Here is a 16,069-nt window from a genome sequence, read left to right as displayed (position 1 = left end):
TTAATTATAGTGTTTTAGCAATACTTTTTTTATTGTCTCAAAAGAAGACAATTTGAGCTCTTTAGGAGGTGCGGAAGGATATAAAATTCCGTTAAAATATACTTTTGCTTTACCCGGATAACCCTTTGAATTGTCAAACGGGAAAATTTCCTTTAATCCTACGAATGTATAGATTACGATTGGTGAATTGTGTTTTGATGAAAGGGTAAAAGCGCCGTCTTTAAATTCATCCAGAATGATGGTAGTGTCATCCGGAACACCGCCTTCGGGGAATATAACAATGCTGTTTCCTTCCTCCATTTTTTCGGCACATCTTCTGTAAACATCGGCACGGCTTCTTGCGCTTCCACGGTCTACCATCACGCATATTCTTTTATAAATTGTTCCGAAAATCGGGATTTTTACCAGTTCTTTTTTACCTACAAAACAGATGGGATGATCGGCACATAAAATACACATCAGCATAATGTCCATAATAGAAGTATGGTTGGAGATAAATACATACTGCTGGTTTTTGTCCAGCGTCTCTCCGGAAAGTCTGGTCAGCTCGTAACGAAGGCCCATACCGTAAAAGATACAGTAGCTCCAGTATCTTACAAACCGATATGCATATTTATAATGTTTTTTGTTGAATGATAACAAATACACCGGAAGTCCGAAAATCAGGGTGAAAACAAAGGCCAATATCAGAAGCCAGGCTCGCCAGAGATAATTTAAAATTTTTCCAGCCATCTTATCCGTTAAAAATTATTTTTTTCTTGATGGAATAATTAAGCACGGAAACCAGAAGGATTGCAGCAATCTTGCTGATAATCTCAGGACTTAAAGAATAGATAATAAGATTAAATGTATCCTTAAAAATATAGCTGTAAAAAATCTGGAAAAACCCGAGGCTCAAAAAAGTTGAGATGAAAGATACTGCCATAAAATAAGCAAATTCTTTTCTTTTGGAATGTTTTCCTCTTTCAAAGACAAACCATATGCTCAGGAAATAATTGGTAATAATCCCGCAGCTTGTGGAAAAAATATTACTCAGAGGATAATGTATTCCGTGAAAATCAGTTTCACGGGGAAAGAAATGGGGGATTGCCGTACTGAAAAGTTTAAAACTCCCGATTTCAACAACGGCGCTGAGCCCTCCTGCGATTATGAAGAATAAAACCTGTTTCTGCCGTAATAGTAAATCTCTCATCCCGATGATATAATGTGCAAATTTATAACTATATGTTAAACACTGAAAAAAGATGTTAAAAATTTTTTTAGATACAAAATAATTTCTAATTTTAATTTTCCGGAACGATATAGGCTTCACCTGATAATAAATTCATTTTCAACTATTTGTGTTGATGGTTTTTTCTATCTTGTAATATGATTCAATCATACTATCAAAAAAAATTTACGCTCACTTTTAATAATATTTGTATGAAAAGTCAAAACAAATACAGGAAATTCCAGCTTCAGCAAAAAAATATTGAAGCGCTAGAACGGGAAAATTCACGCTTCAAACGTGTATATTCTGAGTATGAAAATATGTCCGAAGAGCTCTGGAACCTTGAAAACTCCAATAATGAACCTCTTCCCGACGATTTTATCAACGCGATGATCCTTCAGACATCCTATCTTGAAGATGAGATCGAAGACTGGCTGGTTCGGTTTAATGATAAAAAAGCGGAAATAAATTAACAATGATGCAATACAGAAGACTTTGAAGGGAGCCGAACAGAATTTTGTCCGGCTCTCTTTATTATTTTAGTTATTATTAACAATGTCATGCGCAACATTTCAAAATATCACGCAAGCCTATTTGCTTTTCAATTCTTCGATCTCAGCTTTTAGTTCTTTAATTTGTTGCTCGTAAACTTCAATGAGTTTTTTCGAAACCTCAGAATACTCGTAATAAATATTTTCATTATCAACAGCTTGATATCCTGTTCCGTTTTGTTAAAGAAAAATTTTTTCTAAATTTACTTCGATAATCCAAAAAACACCTAGATGTTAAAAAATGAAACCGGGCATGCAAAAAACATTGCAAATGCCAACCTATTGTGCTCATACATTGCCAATTTAGGATCAAAATACAATCCTACTAACTCAAAATTATTACTCGCCAATCTTCAAAGCATTTACAATTCCGCATTTGCAAGTCAGCAAGCTGTAAACAACGCTGTGGCTCCCTATTCTTTGGCAGTAGACCAACGCGAAAAACTTTTTGCTCCCATCAGCAAAAAGATCACCAGGCTTCGCAAAATGTATAAAGTAACTGAAGATGTAACAGATGCTCAACTTGAAGATTTCATGACTATTGCAAGAAAGCTGAAAGGGGTGAGGAAAGTAAAACCCTCATCGACAACTGATCCGGAAGAAGTACAGAAACAAAACTCTGTTTCGCAGATGAGCTACGATCTTAGAACCGATAATTACGATCAGTTGATAGCGCTTCTTCAGAATACACCCAATTATAATCCCAATGAAACAGAATATCAAATAGCTACTTTACAGCAGGAAAAAAATAAAATGCTTCAGGCAACACAAGCAGTTACAAGTGCATTTATTCCTTTAAACGAAGCCAGAAGTTTAAGAAACCAAAAAGTTTACAATGCTGAAGATAACCTCGTGGATATCTTCAACAAAGCAAAAGACTATCTGTTCACAATTCTTGATAGCGATTCTCCGGAATATAAAGCAGTTTCGAAAATAAAATTCAAGAAACGTTAAAAACAAAAGAGCTTACATAATTGTGTAAGCTCTTTCATTTAAAATTTAGACCAGTTTTATGAGGTATTTAAATCTTTTCCAATTTTTAAACATGGTTTGTCATCCTGTAAGGATCTAAGCGCAGTATTAGAAACTTGCCACTTACAAATACCGTTGATATTTCTTAATAGTTAAAAAGCTATCCGGAGTATTAAGACTCTTTACAAAATAAATAAAGCTCTGTTCCAAATAGATAAGCCATTTTCTAAAATATTTATTGCCTTGTCCAAAGTATTTAAAGCTTTGTCTCAAACCAATACAGCATGGTCTGGAATGCTTATGGTATCTTCCGAAATAGATTATAGTTCCATCAGAATAAAATACATATCTTCCCAGTTACCTACTTTATGATCCAAAATACATCCTCATTGAGAAATCACAAATAACACATATGTCATGTTCATAATCTCTCATCTTACAAGATAAATTCATAATTTAGCATCCTTAAACTAAAATGGAAAATATGGTTGCTATTGTTGATAGTGGTTCTACAAAATCAGACTGGATCATTCTGGACGAATTTAAAAACGTCTTTCTGAAAGCAGAGACTATTGGCTTCAATCCGAATTTTATCAGCAAAGAACTTATCGTTCCTGAAATTGAAAAAAATACAAGCTTAAATTCCGTAAAAAATTCAATCACCAAAATATATTTTTACGGCTCAGGATGTGGGGTTCAGCAGAACTGTGATATCATTATAGAAGAAGTAGGAAAAGTCTTTACCAATGCCGAAATCATTGTGAAAGAAGATCTCACGGCAGCAGCCTATGCAGCCTACAGAGGAAAACCAGCCATTGTTTGTATTCTTGGTACAGGTTCAAACTCATGCTATTTTGACGGTCAAAATATAAAAATCCAGTTGCCTTCCTTAGGATTCCTGGTAGGAGATGAAGGAAGCGGAAGCGCAATTGGCAAACAGCTTGTCAGAAGATTCTTTATGCAGAAACTTCCCGAAGATCTTTCTGTAGAATTTGAACAAACGTATAAGCTGACAGTGGATGAAGTGCTGAAGAACATGTATCACAGCACACGGCCCAATGCATACCTTGCCGATTTCAATAAATTTGTAGTAGAAAGAAAAGAACATCCCTACTTACGGAAAATGGTGCACGATGAAATGCTCAATTTCTTCGATTATCAGGTGCTTCCATACAAAGAATCAAAAGACGCCGAGATCAATTTTATCGGTTCTATTGCCTATTACTATGAAGATGTTTTGCGCGCAGCGGCGGCAGAACTTAATTTAAATGTAGGACAGATCGTACAGAAACCTATCGAGAGTTTAGTCGATTACCACATTCATTATATATTATAACTAAAAACAAAATTCATCATATGTCAAGTAAAACCCACCGCGACGAAAAGAACTTTAATCAGGCCGCGTTAGATTATCATAAAGCCGAACCTAAAGGAAAAATCGAAGTGATTCCTTCAAAACCGCACTCCTCACAGAGAGATCTGTCACTGGCGTATTCGCCGGGGGTTGCAGTTCCCTGTATGGAAATCCACGATAAGCCGGAAACTGTTTACGACTACACTGGAAAAGGAAACCTCGTAGCGGTTATTTCCAATGGTACAGCGGTTCTCGGATTGGGCGATATCGGTGCGGAGGCTTCAAAGCCGGTAATGGAAGGAAAGGGACTTTTGTTCAAAATTTTTGCAGACATCAACGTCTTCGATATAGAAATCAATGAAAAAGATCCCGACAAGTTTATAGAAATCGTGAAAGGGATTGCTCCTACTTTCGGAGGCATTAACCTTGAAGATATCAAAGCTCCGGAAGCATTTTATATTGAACAGAAATTAAAAGAAGAACTGGATATTCCTTTGATGCACGACGATCAGCACGGGACAGCCATCATCTCTGCTGCAGCTTTGATAAACTCTTTAAAAATCGCCAATAAAAAAATCGAAGAAGTAAAAATGGTGGTAAACGGAGCCGGAGCGGCTGCCATTGCATGTACCAATCTTTATATTTCTTTAGGGTTAAAGAGAGAAAATGTTCTGATGTGCGACAGCAAAGGTGTGATCAACCATAAACGGGAAAACCTTACTCCTGAAAAATTGGACTTTGTCGCTCAGACAGATATCGATACGCTGGAAGATGCGGTGAAAGGCTCGGATGTTTTCGTAGGATTGTCTAAAGGAAATGTAATGACACCGGAAATGTTATTAAGCATGAATGAAAATCCTATCGTATTCGCATTAGCCAATCCAGATCCTGAAATTGCCTATAATCTTGCTATTGAAACCCGGAAAGATGTGATTATGGCAACCGGAAGAAGCGATTATCCTAACCAGGTAAACAATGTGCTGGGATTCCCTTATATTTTCCGTGGAGCACTGGATGTGCAGGCAAAAACAATCAATGAAGCCATGAAGCTGGCTGCTGTTCATGCCATCGCAGATCTTGCCAAAGAACCGGTGCCTGAAGCGGTAATTCTTGCTTATAACCTTCAGAATCTTCATTTCGGAAGAGAATATTTTATCCCGAAACCATTTGACAACAGATTAATTACCAAAGTTTCGAGTGCGGTAGCGAAAGCTGCTGTGGAAAGCGGGGTAGCCCGAAAAACCATTACGGATTTCGATGAGTATGAAAACAGCCTTCTCGACAGAATGGGAAGAGATGAAAAGCTGGTGAGAATGATGCAGAACAGGGCAAAAGCAAATCCTAAGAGAATCACTTTAGGCAATGCCGAAGAGTATAATGTGCTGAAAGCCGCACAGATTCTCTATGAAGAAGGAATTGCTTATCCTATCCTTTTAGGAAGCAAAAAATACATTAAAGAACAAATGGAGCGTTTCGGAATTGACCTTGATGTTCCGATTATTGATCCAAGTGACGACGACCAGAAGGAAAACAGAAAAAGATACAGGGAAACCCTTTGGAAGCTTCGCCAGAGAAAAGGGATGAATGAATATAAGGCTAAAAGATTCGTTCGTCAGAGAGATTATTTCGGACCTTTGATGCTAAAACACGGCGATACCGACGGACTGATTGTTGGATTCTCAAAAAATTATGCTTCGACCCTGAGACCGGTTCTGGAAGTTATTGAAAAAGATAAAGGCGTTGATAAAGTATCGGCCATGATGATGATCCTTTCGGAGAAAAAACCGATTTTCTTTGCAGATACTTCCATCAATCAGAATCCTACCGCTGAAGATCTGGTAAATATTGCCAAAATGGCGGAACTTACCGTAAAATCTTTTGCGATTGAACCAAGAATTGCCATGTTGGGATTTGAAAACTTCGCCGCGATTTCTGAAACTTCAAAAAAAGTGGCAAAAGCAGTAAGCATCCTTCACGAAAAATATCCGAAAATGGTTGTAGACGGTGAAATCCAGCCGGATTTTGCCATGAACTCTGATCATTTGAGTGATTACCCGTTCTCAAAATTAGGAACAACACCTGCCAATACATTCATTTTCCCAAATCTTGAGAGTGCCAATCTATCCTATAAAATTATCAGGGGGATGAAGGTTGCACAAGTGATAGGACCAATTTTGATGGGGTTAAAACAGCCGGTTCACGTACTTCAGATGCGCTCTAGTGTTGATGAAATCGTGAATCTTGCCACGATCGCTGTTTTGGATGCCCAGAGAAGAGAAAAAAAAGGATAAAATAATACGGATAATGTAAAAATTACCGATCTTTAAAAATTATGATAAAGACTTCATTCATGGAGTCTTTATTTTTTTATTTTGAAGGTAAAAAATTATCCATATAAATCTCCACGTTGATCTGCATAAATCTTTCAATTTATCTGGATGATTTTCTGAAGTTATCCGTATAATTTGAAAACTCACCCTTGTAAAACATACAATACATTACCGGAAAATAATTTTCAAGTCTTTCATTTTTGTCCCCGATCTTTAAAATTCAAATTAAAAATTAAGTTAAAAAGCATTCGTCTCTGAAATGAAAACATTAATTACTTTAATTTGCTATATTTGGGAGTTTTAAAAATTAATAATGATATTTTCACTACAAGGCATGGTTCAGGAACTTACGCCTACCTACGCAGTGATCAACGTCCAGGGCGTTGGTTACTATGTAGGGATAAGTTTAATGACCTCACAAACCCTTACCACAAATAAGGAAACCTTTCTTTATATCCAGCAGATTATCAGGGAAGACGCTCATTTGCTGTTCGGCTTCAAAACCAGATCAGAAAAAGAGATGTTTAACCTGTTAATAAGTGTTAACGGAGTGGGCGCCGTATCTGCCCTTATTTTACTGTCTACTTTAAGCCTTGATGAGATTGCTTCAGCCATCCTGTCAAGAAACAGCGCACTGATCCAGAAAGCGAAAGGAATTGGTGCTAAAACAGCCGAAAGAATTATTGTGGATCTTAAAGATAAAGTCCAGAAATTCAGCAATCCGGAGGAAAATATTTCTACTCTTGCAAATAATAAAGTGAAGGAAGAATCGTTATCTGCATTAGAAGTTTTGGGCATTCCTAAAAGGATGAGCGAAAAGCTTGCAGACAAAATTATCAAACAGAATCCGGAGATTTCAACCGAAGAACTGGTAAAACAAATTTTAAAAAACATTTAACATTTGGTGGCAAATATTAAGTATTTCAATATATTCCTTTTCCTGTCGTTCATGTGTATGTCAGTAATGACATTTGCACAGCAAAGACCGGCGGTAGGGGATACAGCTATAATAAAAAAAGACTATCAGCTAGCGGATCCTACGCAGTATGAAGCTTATTACGATATAAAAACCGGAATGTATTATGTATATCCGAAAATCGGAAATACCATTACAGGTCCTCCTACGGCAATGTCTCCCGAAGATTATAAAGAATTTATGATGGCGGAGCAGACAAGGGCTTACTATAAAGAAAAATCAGACCGCTACAGCCTGATGTTCCGAAAGGATAAAAGTGATGCTGCCAGAAAAGGATTGATTCCTTCTTTAACGATCAATAACCGTCTTTTTGAAACCCTTTTCGGAAGCAATAAAATAGAGATTATTCCCTCAGGATATGTTTCTTTTGACTTCGCAGGGCTTTATCAGAAGATTGATAATCCTTTGATTTTACCCCAGAACAGAACCAGTTTTACTTTCGATATTGATCAGAGAATCCAGCTTGGTTTACTAGGAAAAGTAGGAGAGAACCTTCAGTTGAAAGCCAATTATGACACCCAGAGCGGTTTCGCCTTTGAAAACAGAATGAATCTCGTGTGGCAGGCGAAAGGAAGCTGGAAAGATCTTCAGCAGAAAGGACTTCAGGATGTGGATAAACCAAGTTCGGGAGGTGAGGATAAAATTATTAAAAGAGTAGAATTCGGTAATGTAAATATGCCGTTGTCAACCAGTCTGATACGCGGTTCTCAATCGTTATTCGGGGTAAAGACAGAGTTTCAGCTGGGAAAAACGTATGGTACGGTAGTGCTTTCCCAGCAACAGGGAGAAGCGAGAAATATTACCGTTCAGGGTGGAGGTGTTATGAATACCTTTAAACTCAACGCCATTGATTATGAGGATAACCAGCACTACTTTATCGGGCATTATTTCCTGGATAATTATGACAATTCTTTATTAAACTACCCACAGATCAATTCTAAAATCAGCATTACAAGAATGGAAGTTTGGGTGCTTGATCAGGGAAACAGCAATCTGCAGTACCAGAAAAGTATCGTGGGAATCAGGGATCTGGGTGATGCTCCCGGCGTGCTTCCAAATAATGATCAGCCTGGGTTTAATTTGTATTCTACCGTAAATGCTTTACCGGGACTAAGGGATGCAAGTACCGCGTATAATGCCATAAAAGGAGCCAATCTTCCGGTTGCTACCGGTGGTACGGAACCTTACGTGGACGGAGAACACTTTATATTTAATAAAAAAGCAAGAAGATTAAATACCAATGAATATATACTTCAGCCGCAGCTGGGATACATTTCATTAAATCAAAAGTTAAATGATAATCAGCTTTTGGCGGTATCGTTCTCATATACGGTAAATGGAAGCAACCAAGTGTACAAAGTCGGAGAATTCTCCGAAGAAAGTACAGTGTTGATGGCGAAATTGTTGAAGCCTAACACCACAGTAAAAACTTCCTCTCCTATGTGGGACCTGATGATGAAAAACATCTATTCGCTGGATGCAGGACAGGTAAATCAGGACGGATTTATCCTGAATGTTTTATACAGAGATCCGCAGTCCGGAGGTAAATTAAACTATCTTCCGGTAGCCAATAACCCGCAGGTAAACAATGTTCCTTTAATCAAATTGCTAAACTGGGACCGACTCAATGCCAATGGCGACTTACAGACCAACGGAAATACAACCGGTGACGGTATTTTCGATTTTGTTAATGGCATTACCATCAGGCCGGAAACGGGAAGAGTAATCTTTACAAAAGTGCAGCCGTTCGGGAGTTATATTCAAAATGTAATCGGAAGTAATGATCCTCAGTATGTATTTGCAGACCTGTATGATCAGCAGAAACAGGTGGCAACTTCTAGCAACCTCGCGCTGAGGTATACTATTGAAGGTCGTTATAAAGGAACACAGGGGCAGGGAATTTCTCTTGGCGCCGTAAATGTTCCTCAGGGTTCCGTGAAAGTTTCTGCGAACGGAGTTCAGCTTACCGAGGGTATTGATTATACCGTAGATTATATGCTGGGTACGGTGACCATCATCAACGAACAGGTGAAACAATCCGGACAGGCTATCAACATTTCCTTAGAAAATCAGCTTACTTTTAATACTCAGCGAAAACGTTTCTTAGGATTAAACCTTGAAAGAAGATTTAATGAAAACTTTATCTTAGGGGGAACCGTTGTTAATTATTCCGAATCCCCGCTTACCCAAAAAGTAAATTACGGACAGGAAGCCGTCAACAACACAATGGCAGGAATCAATCTGATGTACAACAGCCAGCTTCCTTTCCTGACAAGATTAACAGATAAAATACCATTTGTAAACACAGAAGCACCTTCAAATCTGAATTTCAAAATGGAGACGGCGTATTTACTTCCTGGTTTAAATAAAGGAATTAATGACCAGTCTTACATTGACGATTTTGAACAGACGACTTCCAAAATTACGTTAAAAGAACCAACAGCTTGGAGCCTTGCTTCAAAACCTGAAAAGAACCAGTCTGACCCTCTTTTTGCAGGAGCCGGTAAAAATAATGACATTACAGAAGGGTACGGAAGAGGTTTGCTGTCATGGTATAATATTGACCCGCGATTCTGGGGTGTAGGAGGAAGAGCCCCGAACGGTATTACGCCGCAGTCGGTTTCCAACCACGCTTCAAGAAGGGTTCAGTTTTCAGAAATTTTTAACAACAGGGATTTTGTTGCAGGTGAGCAGACGTATACTAATACATTCGATATTTCGTATTATCCTGCTGAAAAAGGGCCTTACAATTCCAATCCTGCTGCAGAAAGTACGGCACAGCGATGGGCGGGTATTATGAGACCAATCTCAGTATCCAACTTTGTAAGCTCAAATATTGAATATGTGGAATTCTGGATGATGGATCCTTATGCAGATGGAAATCCCATAGGTACTAATCCAAAGCTTTTACTGCAGCTGGGTAATGTTTCAGAAGATATCCTGAAAGACGGACAAATGCAATATGAAAACGGATTGCCAACTCCTGCGGCGCCATCCACTACTACAAGCTCCAATTGGGGAATTCAACCTAAACAGCCGCCTATCTTATATGCTTTTTCAAGTGAAGGCGCAGACAGAACGGCTCAGGACTTGGGGTATGATGGTTTAAGTTCAGACCAGGAAGCTGCTATATTCGGAAATACATTTGTTAATCCGGTTACCAATATTTCAGACCCTGCTGTAGATGATTTCGTATTCTATATGTCAAACAGCTTCACCGGAAATCAGGCCTCATCATTGGTACAGCGCTACAAATACTTCAGAGGTCCTGAAGGGAATTCCCAGAGCAACTCGCTGGAAGTTGCCACACAGACTCCGGACTCTGAAGATATTAATAAAGATTACAATCTTGATCAGAGTGAAAGCTATAATCAGTATGAAGTAAGACTTGATCAGGGAAGTTTGGCTTTAGGACAAAACAACATTGTTGATGTTAAAACAGTTCAGGCACAGTTCCAAAACGGACAGACTTCTCAGGTAAAGTGGTATTTGTTCAGAATTCCGGTTTCACAATATGTAGCAACTGCCGGAGATGCGGATCCTTCAATCCTGAATAATGTAAGATTTGCGAGATTATTATTAACAGGCTTCGATCAGACTTCAACATTAAGATTCGGAACAATGGATCTTGTAAGATCAGACTGGAGAAAATATCCTAAAAATATTGCACAGTACGGTTCTACACTTCCTGATCCTGCAACCAATGAAGGAAGCCAGATCACAGATACCAGCAATCTTGATGTAGGAAGCGTGAACATTGAGGAAAATGCTTTAAATCAGCCGCCTTACGTACTTCCTCCGGGAATCGACAGACAAATCCTTAGCGGAAATGCAGGAGCACAGAGGCAAAATGAAGCTTCATTATACATGAACATTAAAAATCTTCCAAATGCACAGGCGAGAGGAGTATTTAAAAATACTTCACTGGATATGAGAAGATATAAGAAATTAAAACTTTTTGTTCATACACATGATCCTCTTAACAGGGATGCCAATATCGGACAGATTGACCCTAAAACCAAATTCTTCATCCGTTTTGGAAGTGATGCCACGGATAACTATTATGAATATGAGGCATCATTGAAAATAACTTCCAATTCATCTACAACACCAATGGAGATCTGGCCAATGGAGAATGATGTCGATCTGAATATACAGGATTTTGTGGATGCTAAATTAAGAAGAGATAAAAACAGCCCGAACAATATTTCCGAAAGAATAAAAGATAATGTGTTCGATGAAGGAATCAACAATAAAAGAATTTACATTAAAGGGCGTCCGAGTTTAGGAAATATTACGACCATTATGATCGGTGTGCGAAATGGTGTGGACAGAGCAGATCCTGGATTTAATCTTGAAAGAGTTCTTTGGGTTAATGAAATCCGACTTTCTGAGATTGAAAATGATGGCGGTTATGCGGGAAATGCAAGTCTTAATTTTAATCTTGGAGACTTTGCTACAGTAAATACAAGTGCATCTTATACATCGGTAGGATTTGGAAATATAGATTCTAAACCTGCGGAAAGAACACAGTCTACACAGTCTGCTTTCAGTATTAATACGGCTGTAAATGTTGATAAATTCCTTCCTGAGAAAACAGGAGTGAAAATCCCTTTAAATTATTCATATTCTCAGACTATCGAGGATCCTAAATATAATCCCCTGGATACTGATGTTGAATTTAAAAAAGCAGCCAATAGAGAAGAGCTTAAAAAAGTAGCAAGAACATATACCCAGCAAAGAAGTATCGGTGTTGTAAACATGCACAAAGAAAGAATGAACCAAAATAGAAAGCCAAAATTCTATGATGTGGAAAACCTTTCGGTAACTGCCGTTTATAATGATGATTTTTACAGGGATATTTATACCAAGAGAAATTACAGGCAATATCTGAGAGGATATATTGATTACAATTATACTTTTAAGCCATGGGTAATCCGTCCTTTCAATAAAATGATCAGTGACACGGCGAAATCTACAAAATACCTGAAGTGGGTGAAAGAATTTAATCTCAACCCAATACCAACCAGATTCTCTTTCAGAACGGAAGTAGACAGGAATTACAATGAATTGGAGTTCCGTAATATTGATGCCATTTTAAGCGGAAACTATGCAGATGATTTCGGAGCCATCAGAAACAGAAACTTCTATTTCGGTTGGCAGTATGGTTTAGGATTTAATTTTACAAAATCTTTAAAACTTGAAATTAATTCTGCTACCAGAACATTAAATGATAATGTGGATGTAAATACGATGGACAACAATTCCATTTTTGGAAATGTATTCAGAGCCGGAAGACCGGTGTTGTATAACCACAGAGTTCAGTTGACTTATAAGCTTCCGTTTCAATATCTGCCGTATCTCGACTTTATTGATGCGGAAATGCAATACGGATTCACTTATAACTGGAACGCGAGATCTACCGTGCTTCTGTCGAGTCCGGATGGAAGTCTTGGATCAATCGGGCAGAATACCAATGTAATTCAGGCTACCGCTTCCGCAGACTTCACGAAGTTCTTCGGGCAGTTTGGCTATTTTAAAAATATTTCTGCAAAACTTCAGAAACGCAAACAGGAAATTGATTCCTTAAATAATGCTTACACTCAGGCATGGGAGAAAAACAGATATGCGTATAAAAAATATAAGTTTAAAAACAGACTTACGCCGCTGCAGAGTATGGCCTATTTATTAACATCAATCAAACAGCTGGATGTTAATTACTCCGAAAATAATGGTACTGTTTTACCGGGATTATTGTCGGCTCCTAACTGGTACGGTTACGGACAGACCTTAGGTGGTCCTACCATTGGGTTCCTTTTCGGTTCTCAGGCGGATATCAGAAGAACTGTAATGGAAAACGGATGGGTAAGTGATTCCGAATTTATGACAGATCCATACGTCCGGATGTCCACAAGAGAACTTCGGGCCAATTTGCAGGTAATGCCGATGAATGATCTCAGAATTGATATCAGTGCACTGCACAATTACAACAGAAACTTTACACATACCGGATTTAATTACAGAGATCCGAATACAGGAATCGCCAATCCGAATTATACTTTCGCCAATGATATGGTAACCTATTCGAATTCTGTGATATTGCTAAAAACTGCTTTCAAAGATGGTACGGCAATTTATCAGGCAATCAGGGAAAATGCAAGAACGTTATCTCAGCAAATGCCGGGAGCATTAGAACCAAACGGATTTAAAGACGGATATGGAATATCAAATGCCTATATTCTTATTCCGGCATTCAGGGCAGCAGTAGAAGGTAAAAACCCGAAAATGATGACCAATCCTAAAAAAGCAGGACTTCCGATTCCGAACTGGAAGATTACCTATTCAGGATTAAGGAATATCCCGATCATCAACGGGCAGTTCTCCAAATTTGATGTTCTGCATGCTTACCAGGCAACGTACACGGCAACCGGAGTGCAGTCAAGTATAGATTATTTCAATACCCTCAATAATCTCGGTGCTACTCAGAGAGATATCAATGATGATTACATCAATCCATTTACATTCGCTCAGGTAGGCTACGTAGAAAACTTCTCGCCATTGATCGGTGTCGATATGACGATGAGAAATAACATACAGTTTGGTCTCCAGTACAACCGATTGAGAACACTTCTATTGGGATTGGTGAATCATACATTGACAGAGGATTCAAACAGTGAGTATGTAGTGAGAGTTGGATATATTATCAGGAACTTCAGGCTGGGAATGGCTAATACGGGCGGTAGAGGAAAAGCCAAGGGAAGCGACCTGAATATCAGAGGTGATTTCTCCCTGAGAGACAGCAGAACCAGCATCACCAATATTCTTTTGGATGATTCGCAGATTACCGGTGGACAGCGGTTAATGAACATTAAGATTTCTGCAGACTATAATGTTTCGGAAAATCTGAACCTGAGAGTATTCTACGAACAGATGACTTCTAAATATAAAATCTCAACAGCATTCCCGCTGTCAACCATAAGAGCCGGGATTTCTGCAACATTTACCTTCGGAGATTCAGGAGGTTTCTAATTAGAAAGAAAATAAATTTAAATGTCCTTCAATTTTGAAGGACATTTTTTATCTCCGATATTTGAAGCTTCTGGAATTTTGAATACATTTGTACAAAATAAAAAATTAAAAATGAACACACCATCAGAATTAAAGTACACTAAAGATCACGAATGGATTAAGATCGAAGGTAATGTTGCTACAATCGGTATTACAGACTTCGCGCAGGGAGAGCTTGGCGATATCGTTTATGTAGATGTAGATACGGTAGATGATGATCTTAACGGAGGAGACGTTTTCGGAAGTGTGGAAGCTGTAAAAACAGTTTCAGACTTATTCTTGCCGATTTCAGGAAAAGTGATTGAGTTCAATTCAGAACTTGAGGACCAACCTGAATTATTGAACTCAGACCCTTACGGAAACGGATGGATCATAAAATTAGAAGTAGCTGAAGGTGCAGATCACTCAGAATTACTTTCTGCTGAAGATTATCAGGCAATCATTGGATAAAATTTCAAAAATATTGAGTAAGATACTGCCCATTTATTGGGCATTTCTTACTTATATGCTCCTCAAGCCCGGCGAAGAAAATCACGAATACTGGTTTATGTTCCAAGGTATCGACAAACTTTTGCATCTTAGCATCTTCGCAGCATTGGGTTTCTTTTTCATGGCTGCATTTCCGAAGATCAAATTTTATTATTTCATTCAGATTATCCTTATTTACGCTTTTCTCACAGAAATCCTTCAGGAAGAAATGGGACTTGGCAGATCTATGGAAACCTTAGACGTTATTGCAGATACCATTGGCTGTCTCATCGGTTACTTTGCATATAAGCTTGTTGTCAAAAGATTTTTCTAATCTTATTCACGAACCTTCACTCGTTTCCACAGAGCTTACATACTCTCACACAAACACACTTTCACACGCTCCAACCTGCCTCTTATTTCAGGAGCTTAATCCGGCTCTCGCTACTCGCTTTTCCTGTTGTATTGGTAGCGGCGGCGGAGCCGCCGCTACCAATACAACAGGAAAGAGCTCAGACAGGCCGCTCGATCCGGGCTAGAGTGGGGTGAAAGTAAGAAGTGAGAAGTGAGAAGTTAGAGGAGAAAGTTTAGAAATGGAATATTCAAAGTTTTGGTTTAGGATTTATGATTTACGTTCATCCTTTCAAATTTCCAACCTTCATAATTCAAAACTGCGGTAGGTAACTTAGAGAACATCCCCTTATAGCCTGCCTATACTTCATCCATCACTCCCCACCTCTTACTTCTCACTTCTAACCTCTCACTTTTCACTTTTTACTTTTTCCAGCTTATAAGTTAGCTTATCTTCTCTTTGACCAACCCCTGCTCCTTTTACGGGCACCCAACACCCATATACATATATATAGACCCACCCACTCTCTGTCCTTCGCAGCCTCCCCGTCTCACTTCTCCCTTCTTACTTCTTACTTCTTACTTTCTCCCCTTATAGGCTTAAAATTATTCATGCATACAACCAAAGAGTTAAGGGCAAAAATTGCGTAAACTTAAATTTTATGTTAAATAGATTTGGAATATAGGATAAAGTGTTGTTATCTTTGCCCCACTGAAAACGGAAGGAAGTAGGTAGCGCAGGAGGGGCCTTTCGGGGTTTAAAAAATAGAAGCTCTGAAAAGGGGATAC

At 38.5% G+C, this 16,069-nt stretch carries 10 protein-coding genes; 8 read left to right on the top strand and 2 right to left on the bottom strand.

The window, feature by feature from the left end; all coding sequences use genetic code 11:
- Together ODE14_RS11555 and ODE14_RS11550 are read right to left on the bottom strand one after the other, a co-directional pair.
- Nucleotides 1-732, bottom strand: coding sequence for a lysophospholipid acyltransferase family protein (locus tag ODE14_RS11555; RefSeq protein WP_248390675.1), 732 nt, complete (start codon nucleotides 730-732; stop codon nucleotides 1-3).
- A gap of 1 nt (nucleotide 733) precedes the next feature.
- Nucleotides 734-1,192: a GtrA family protein gene (locus ODE14_RS11550; RefSeq protein WP_263601538.1), complete on the bottom strand. Its 459-nt coding sequence runs from the start codon at nucleotides 1,190-1,192 to the stop codon at nucleotides 734-736.
- A gap of 230 nt (nucleotides 1,193-1,422) precedes the next feature.
- On the opposite strand from ODE14_RS11550, the gene ODE14_RS11545 reads away from it, so the two are divergent.
- The 8 genes from ODE14_RS11545 (at nucleotide 1,423) to ODE14_RS11510 (ending at nucleotide 15,263) form a co-directional block, all read left to right on the top strand.
- A complete protein-coding gene (locus ODE14_RS11545; RefSeq protein ID WP_248390681.1) occupies nucleotides 1,423-1,683 on the top strand; it encodes a hypothetical protein in 261 nt (86 codons plus the stop codon).
- Nucleotides 1,684-1,992: 309 nt separating this feature from the next.
- A complete protein-coding gene (locus tag ODE14_RS11540) occupies nucleotides 1,993-2,715 on the top strand; it encodes a hypothetical protein (protein WP_263601537.1) in 723 nt (240 codons plus the stop codon).
- Between the two features lie 502 nt (nucleotides 2,716-3,217).
- Nucleotides 3,218-4,069, top strand: coding sequence for a BadF/BadG/BcrA/BcrD ATPase family protein (locus ODE14_RS11535; protein WP_263603840.1), 852 nt, complete (start codon nucleotides 3,218-3,220; stop codon nucleotides 4,067-4,069).
- A gap of 20 nt (nucleotides 4,070-4,089) precedes the next feature.
- Complete coding sequence (locus ODE14_RS11530) at nucleotides 4,090-6,378, top strand: NADP-dependent malic enzyme (protein WP_248390684.1); 2,289 nt, start codon at nucleotides 4,090-4,092, stop codon at nucleotides 6,376-6,378.
- 352 nt (nucleotides 6,379-6,730) lie between these two features.
- On the top strand, nucleotides 6,731-7,315 hold the full coding sequence (ruvA, locus tag ODE14_RS11525) for a Holliday junction branch migration protein RuvA (protein WP_248390695.1): 585 nt from the start codon (nucleotides 6,731-6,733) through the stop codon (nucleotides 7,313-7,315).
- A 57-nt stretch (nucleotides 7,316-7,372) separates the two neighbouring features.
- On the top strand, nucleotides 7,373-14,422 hold the full coding sequence (gene sprA, locus ODE14_RS11520) for a cell surface protein SprA (protein WP_263601536.1): 7,050 nt from the start codon (nucleotides 7,373-7,375) through the stop codon (nucleotides 14,420-14,422).
- Nucleotides 14,423-14,533: 111 nt separating this feature from the next.
- Entirely contained in the window at nucleotides 14,534-14,911 is a 378-nt protein-coding gene (gcvH, locus tag ODE14_RS11515) for a glycine cleavage system protein GcvH (protein WP_263601535.1), read from the top strand.
- 13 nt (nucleotides 14,912-14,924) lie between these two features.
- Complete coding sequence (locus tag ODE14_RS11510; RefSeq protein WP_322927939.1) at nucleotides 14,925-15,263, top strand: VanZ family protein; 339 nt, start codon at nucleotides 14,925-14,927, stop codon at nucleotides 15,261-15,263.
- Nucleotides 15,264-16,069: the final 806 nt, after the last annotated feature.

The organism is Chryseobacterium sp. PET-29 (genome assembly GCF_025736815.1).
GTDB lineage: Bacteria > Bacteroidota > Bacteroidia > Flavobacteriales > Weeksellaceae > Chryseobacterium > Chryseobacterium nepalense.
This window is presented reverse-complemented; position numbering and strand designations above follow the sequence as displayed.

Excerpts from the sequence above, each read along its gene's own strand:
- ODE14_RS11555 (WP_248390675.1), bottom strand. The coding sequence starts at position 732 with ATGGCTGGAAAAATTTTAAATTATCTCTGGCGAGCCTGGCTTCTGATA.
- ODE14_RS11550 (WP_263601538.1), bottom strand. The coding sequence starts at position 1,192 with ATGAGAGATTTACTATTACGGCAGAAACAGGTTTTATTCTTCATAATC.
- ODE14_RS11545 (WP_248390681.1), top strand. The coding sequence starts at position 1,423 with ATGAAAAGTCAAAACAAATACAGGAAATTCCAGCTTCAGCAAAAAAAT.
- ODE14_RS11540 (WP_263601537.1), top strand. The coding sequence starts at position 1,993 with ATGTTAAAAAATGAAACCGGGCATGCAAAAAACATTGCAAATGCCAAC.
- ODE14_RS11535 (WP_263603840.1), top strand. The coding sequence starts at position 3,218 with ATGGTTGCTATTGTTGATAGTGGTTCTACAAAATCAGACTGGATCATT.
- ODE14_RS11530 (WP_248390684.1), top strand. The coding sequence starts at position 4,090 with ATGTCAAGTAAAACCCACCGCGACGAAAAGAACTTTAATCAGGCCGCG.
- ruvA (WP_248390695.1), top strand. The coding sequence starts at position 6,731 with ATGATATTTTCACTACAAGGCATGGTTCAGGAACTTACGCCTACCTAC.
- sprA (WP_263601536.1), top strand. The coding sequence starts at position 7,373 with ATGTCAGTAATGACATTTGCACAGCAAAGACCGGCGGTAGGGGATACA.
- gcvH (WP_263601535.1), top strand. The coding sequence starts at position 14,534 with ATGAACACACCATCAGAATTAAAGTACACTAAAGATCACGAATGGATT.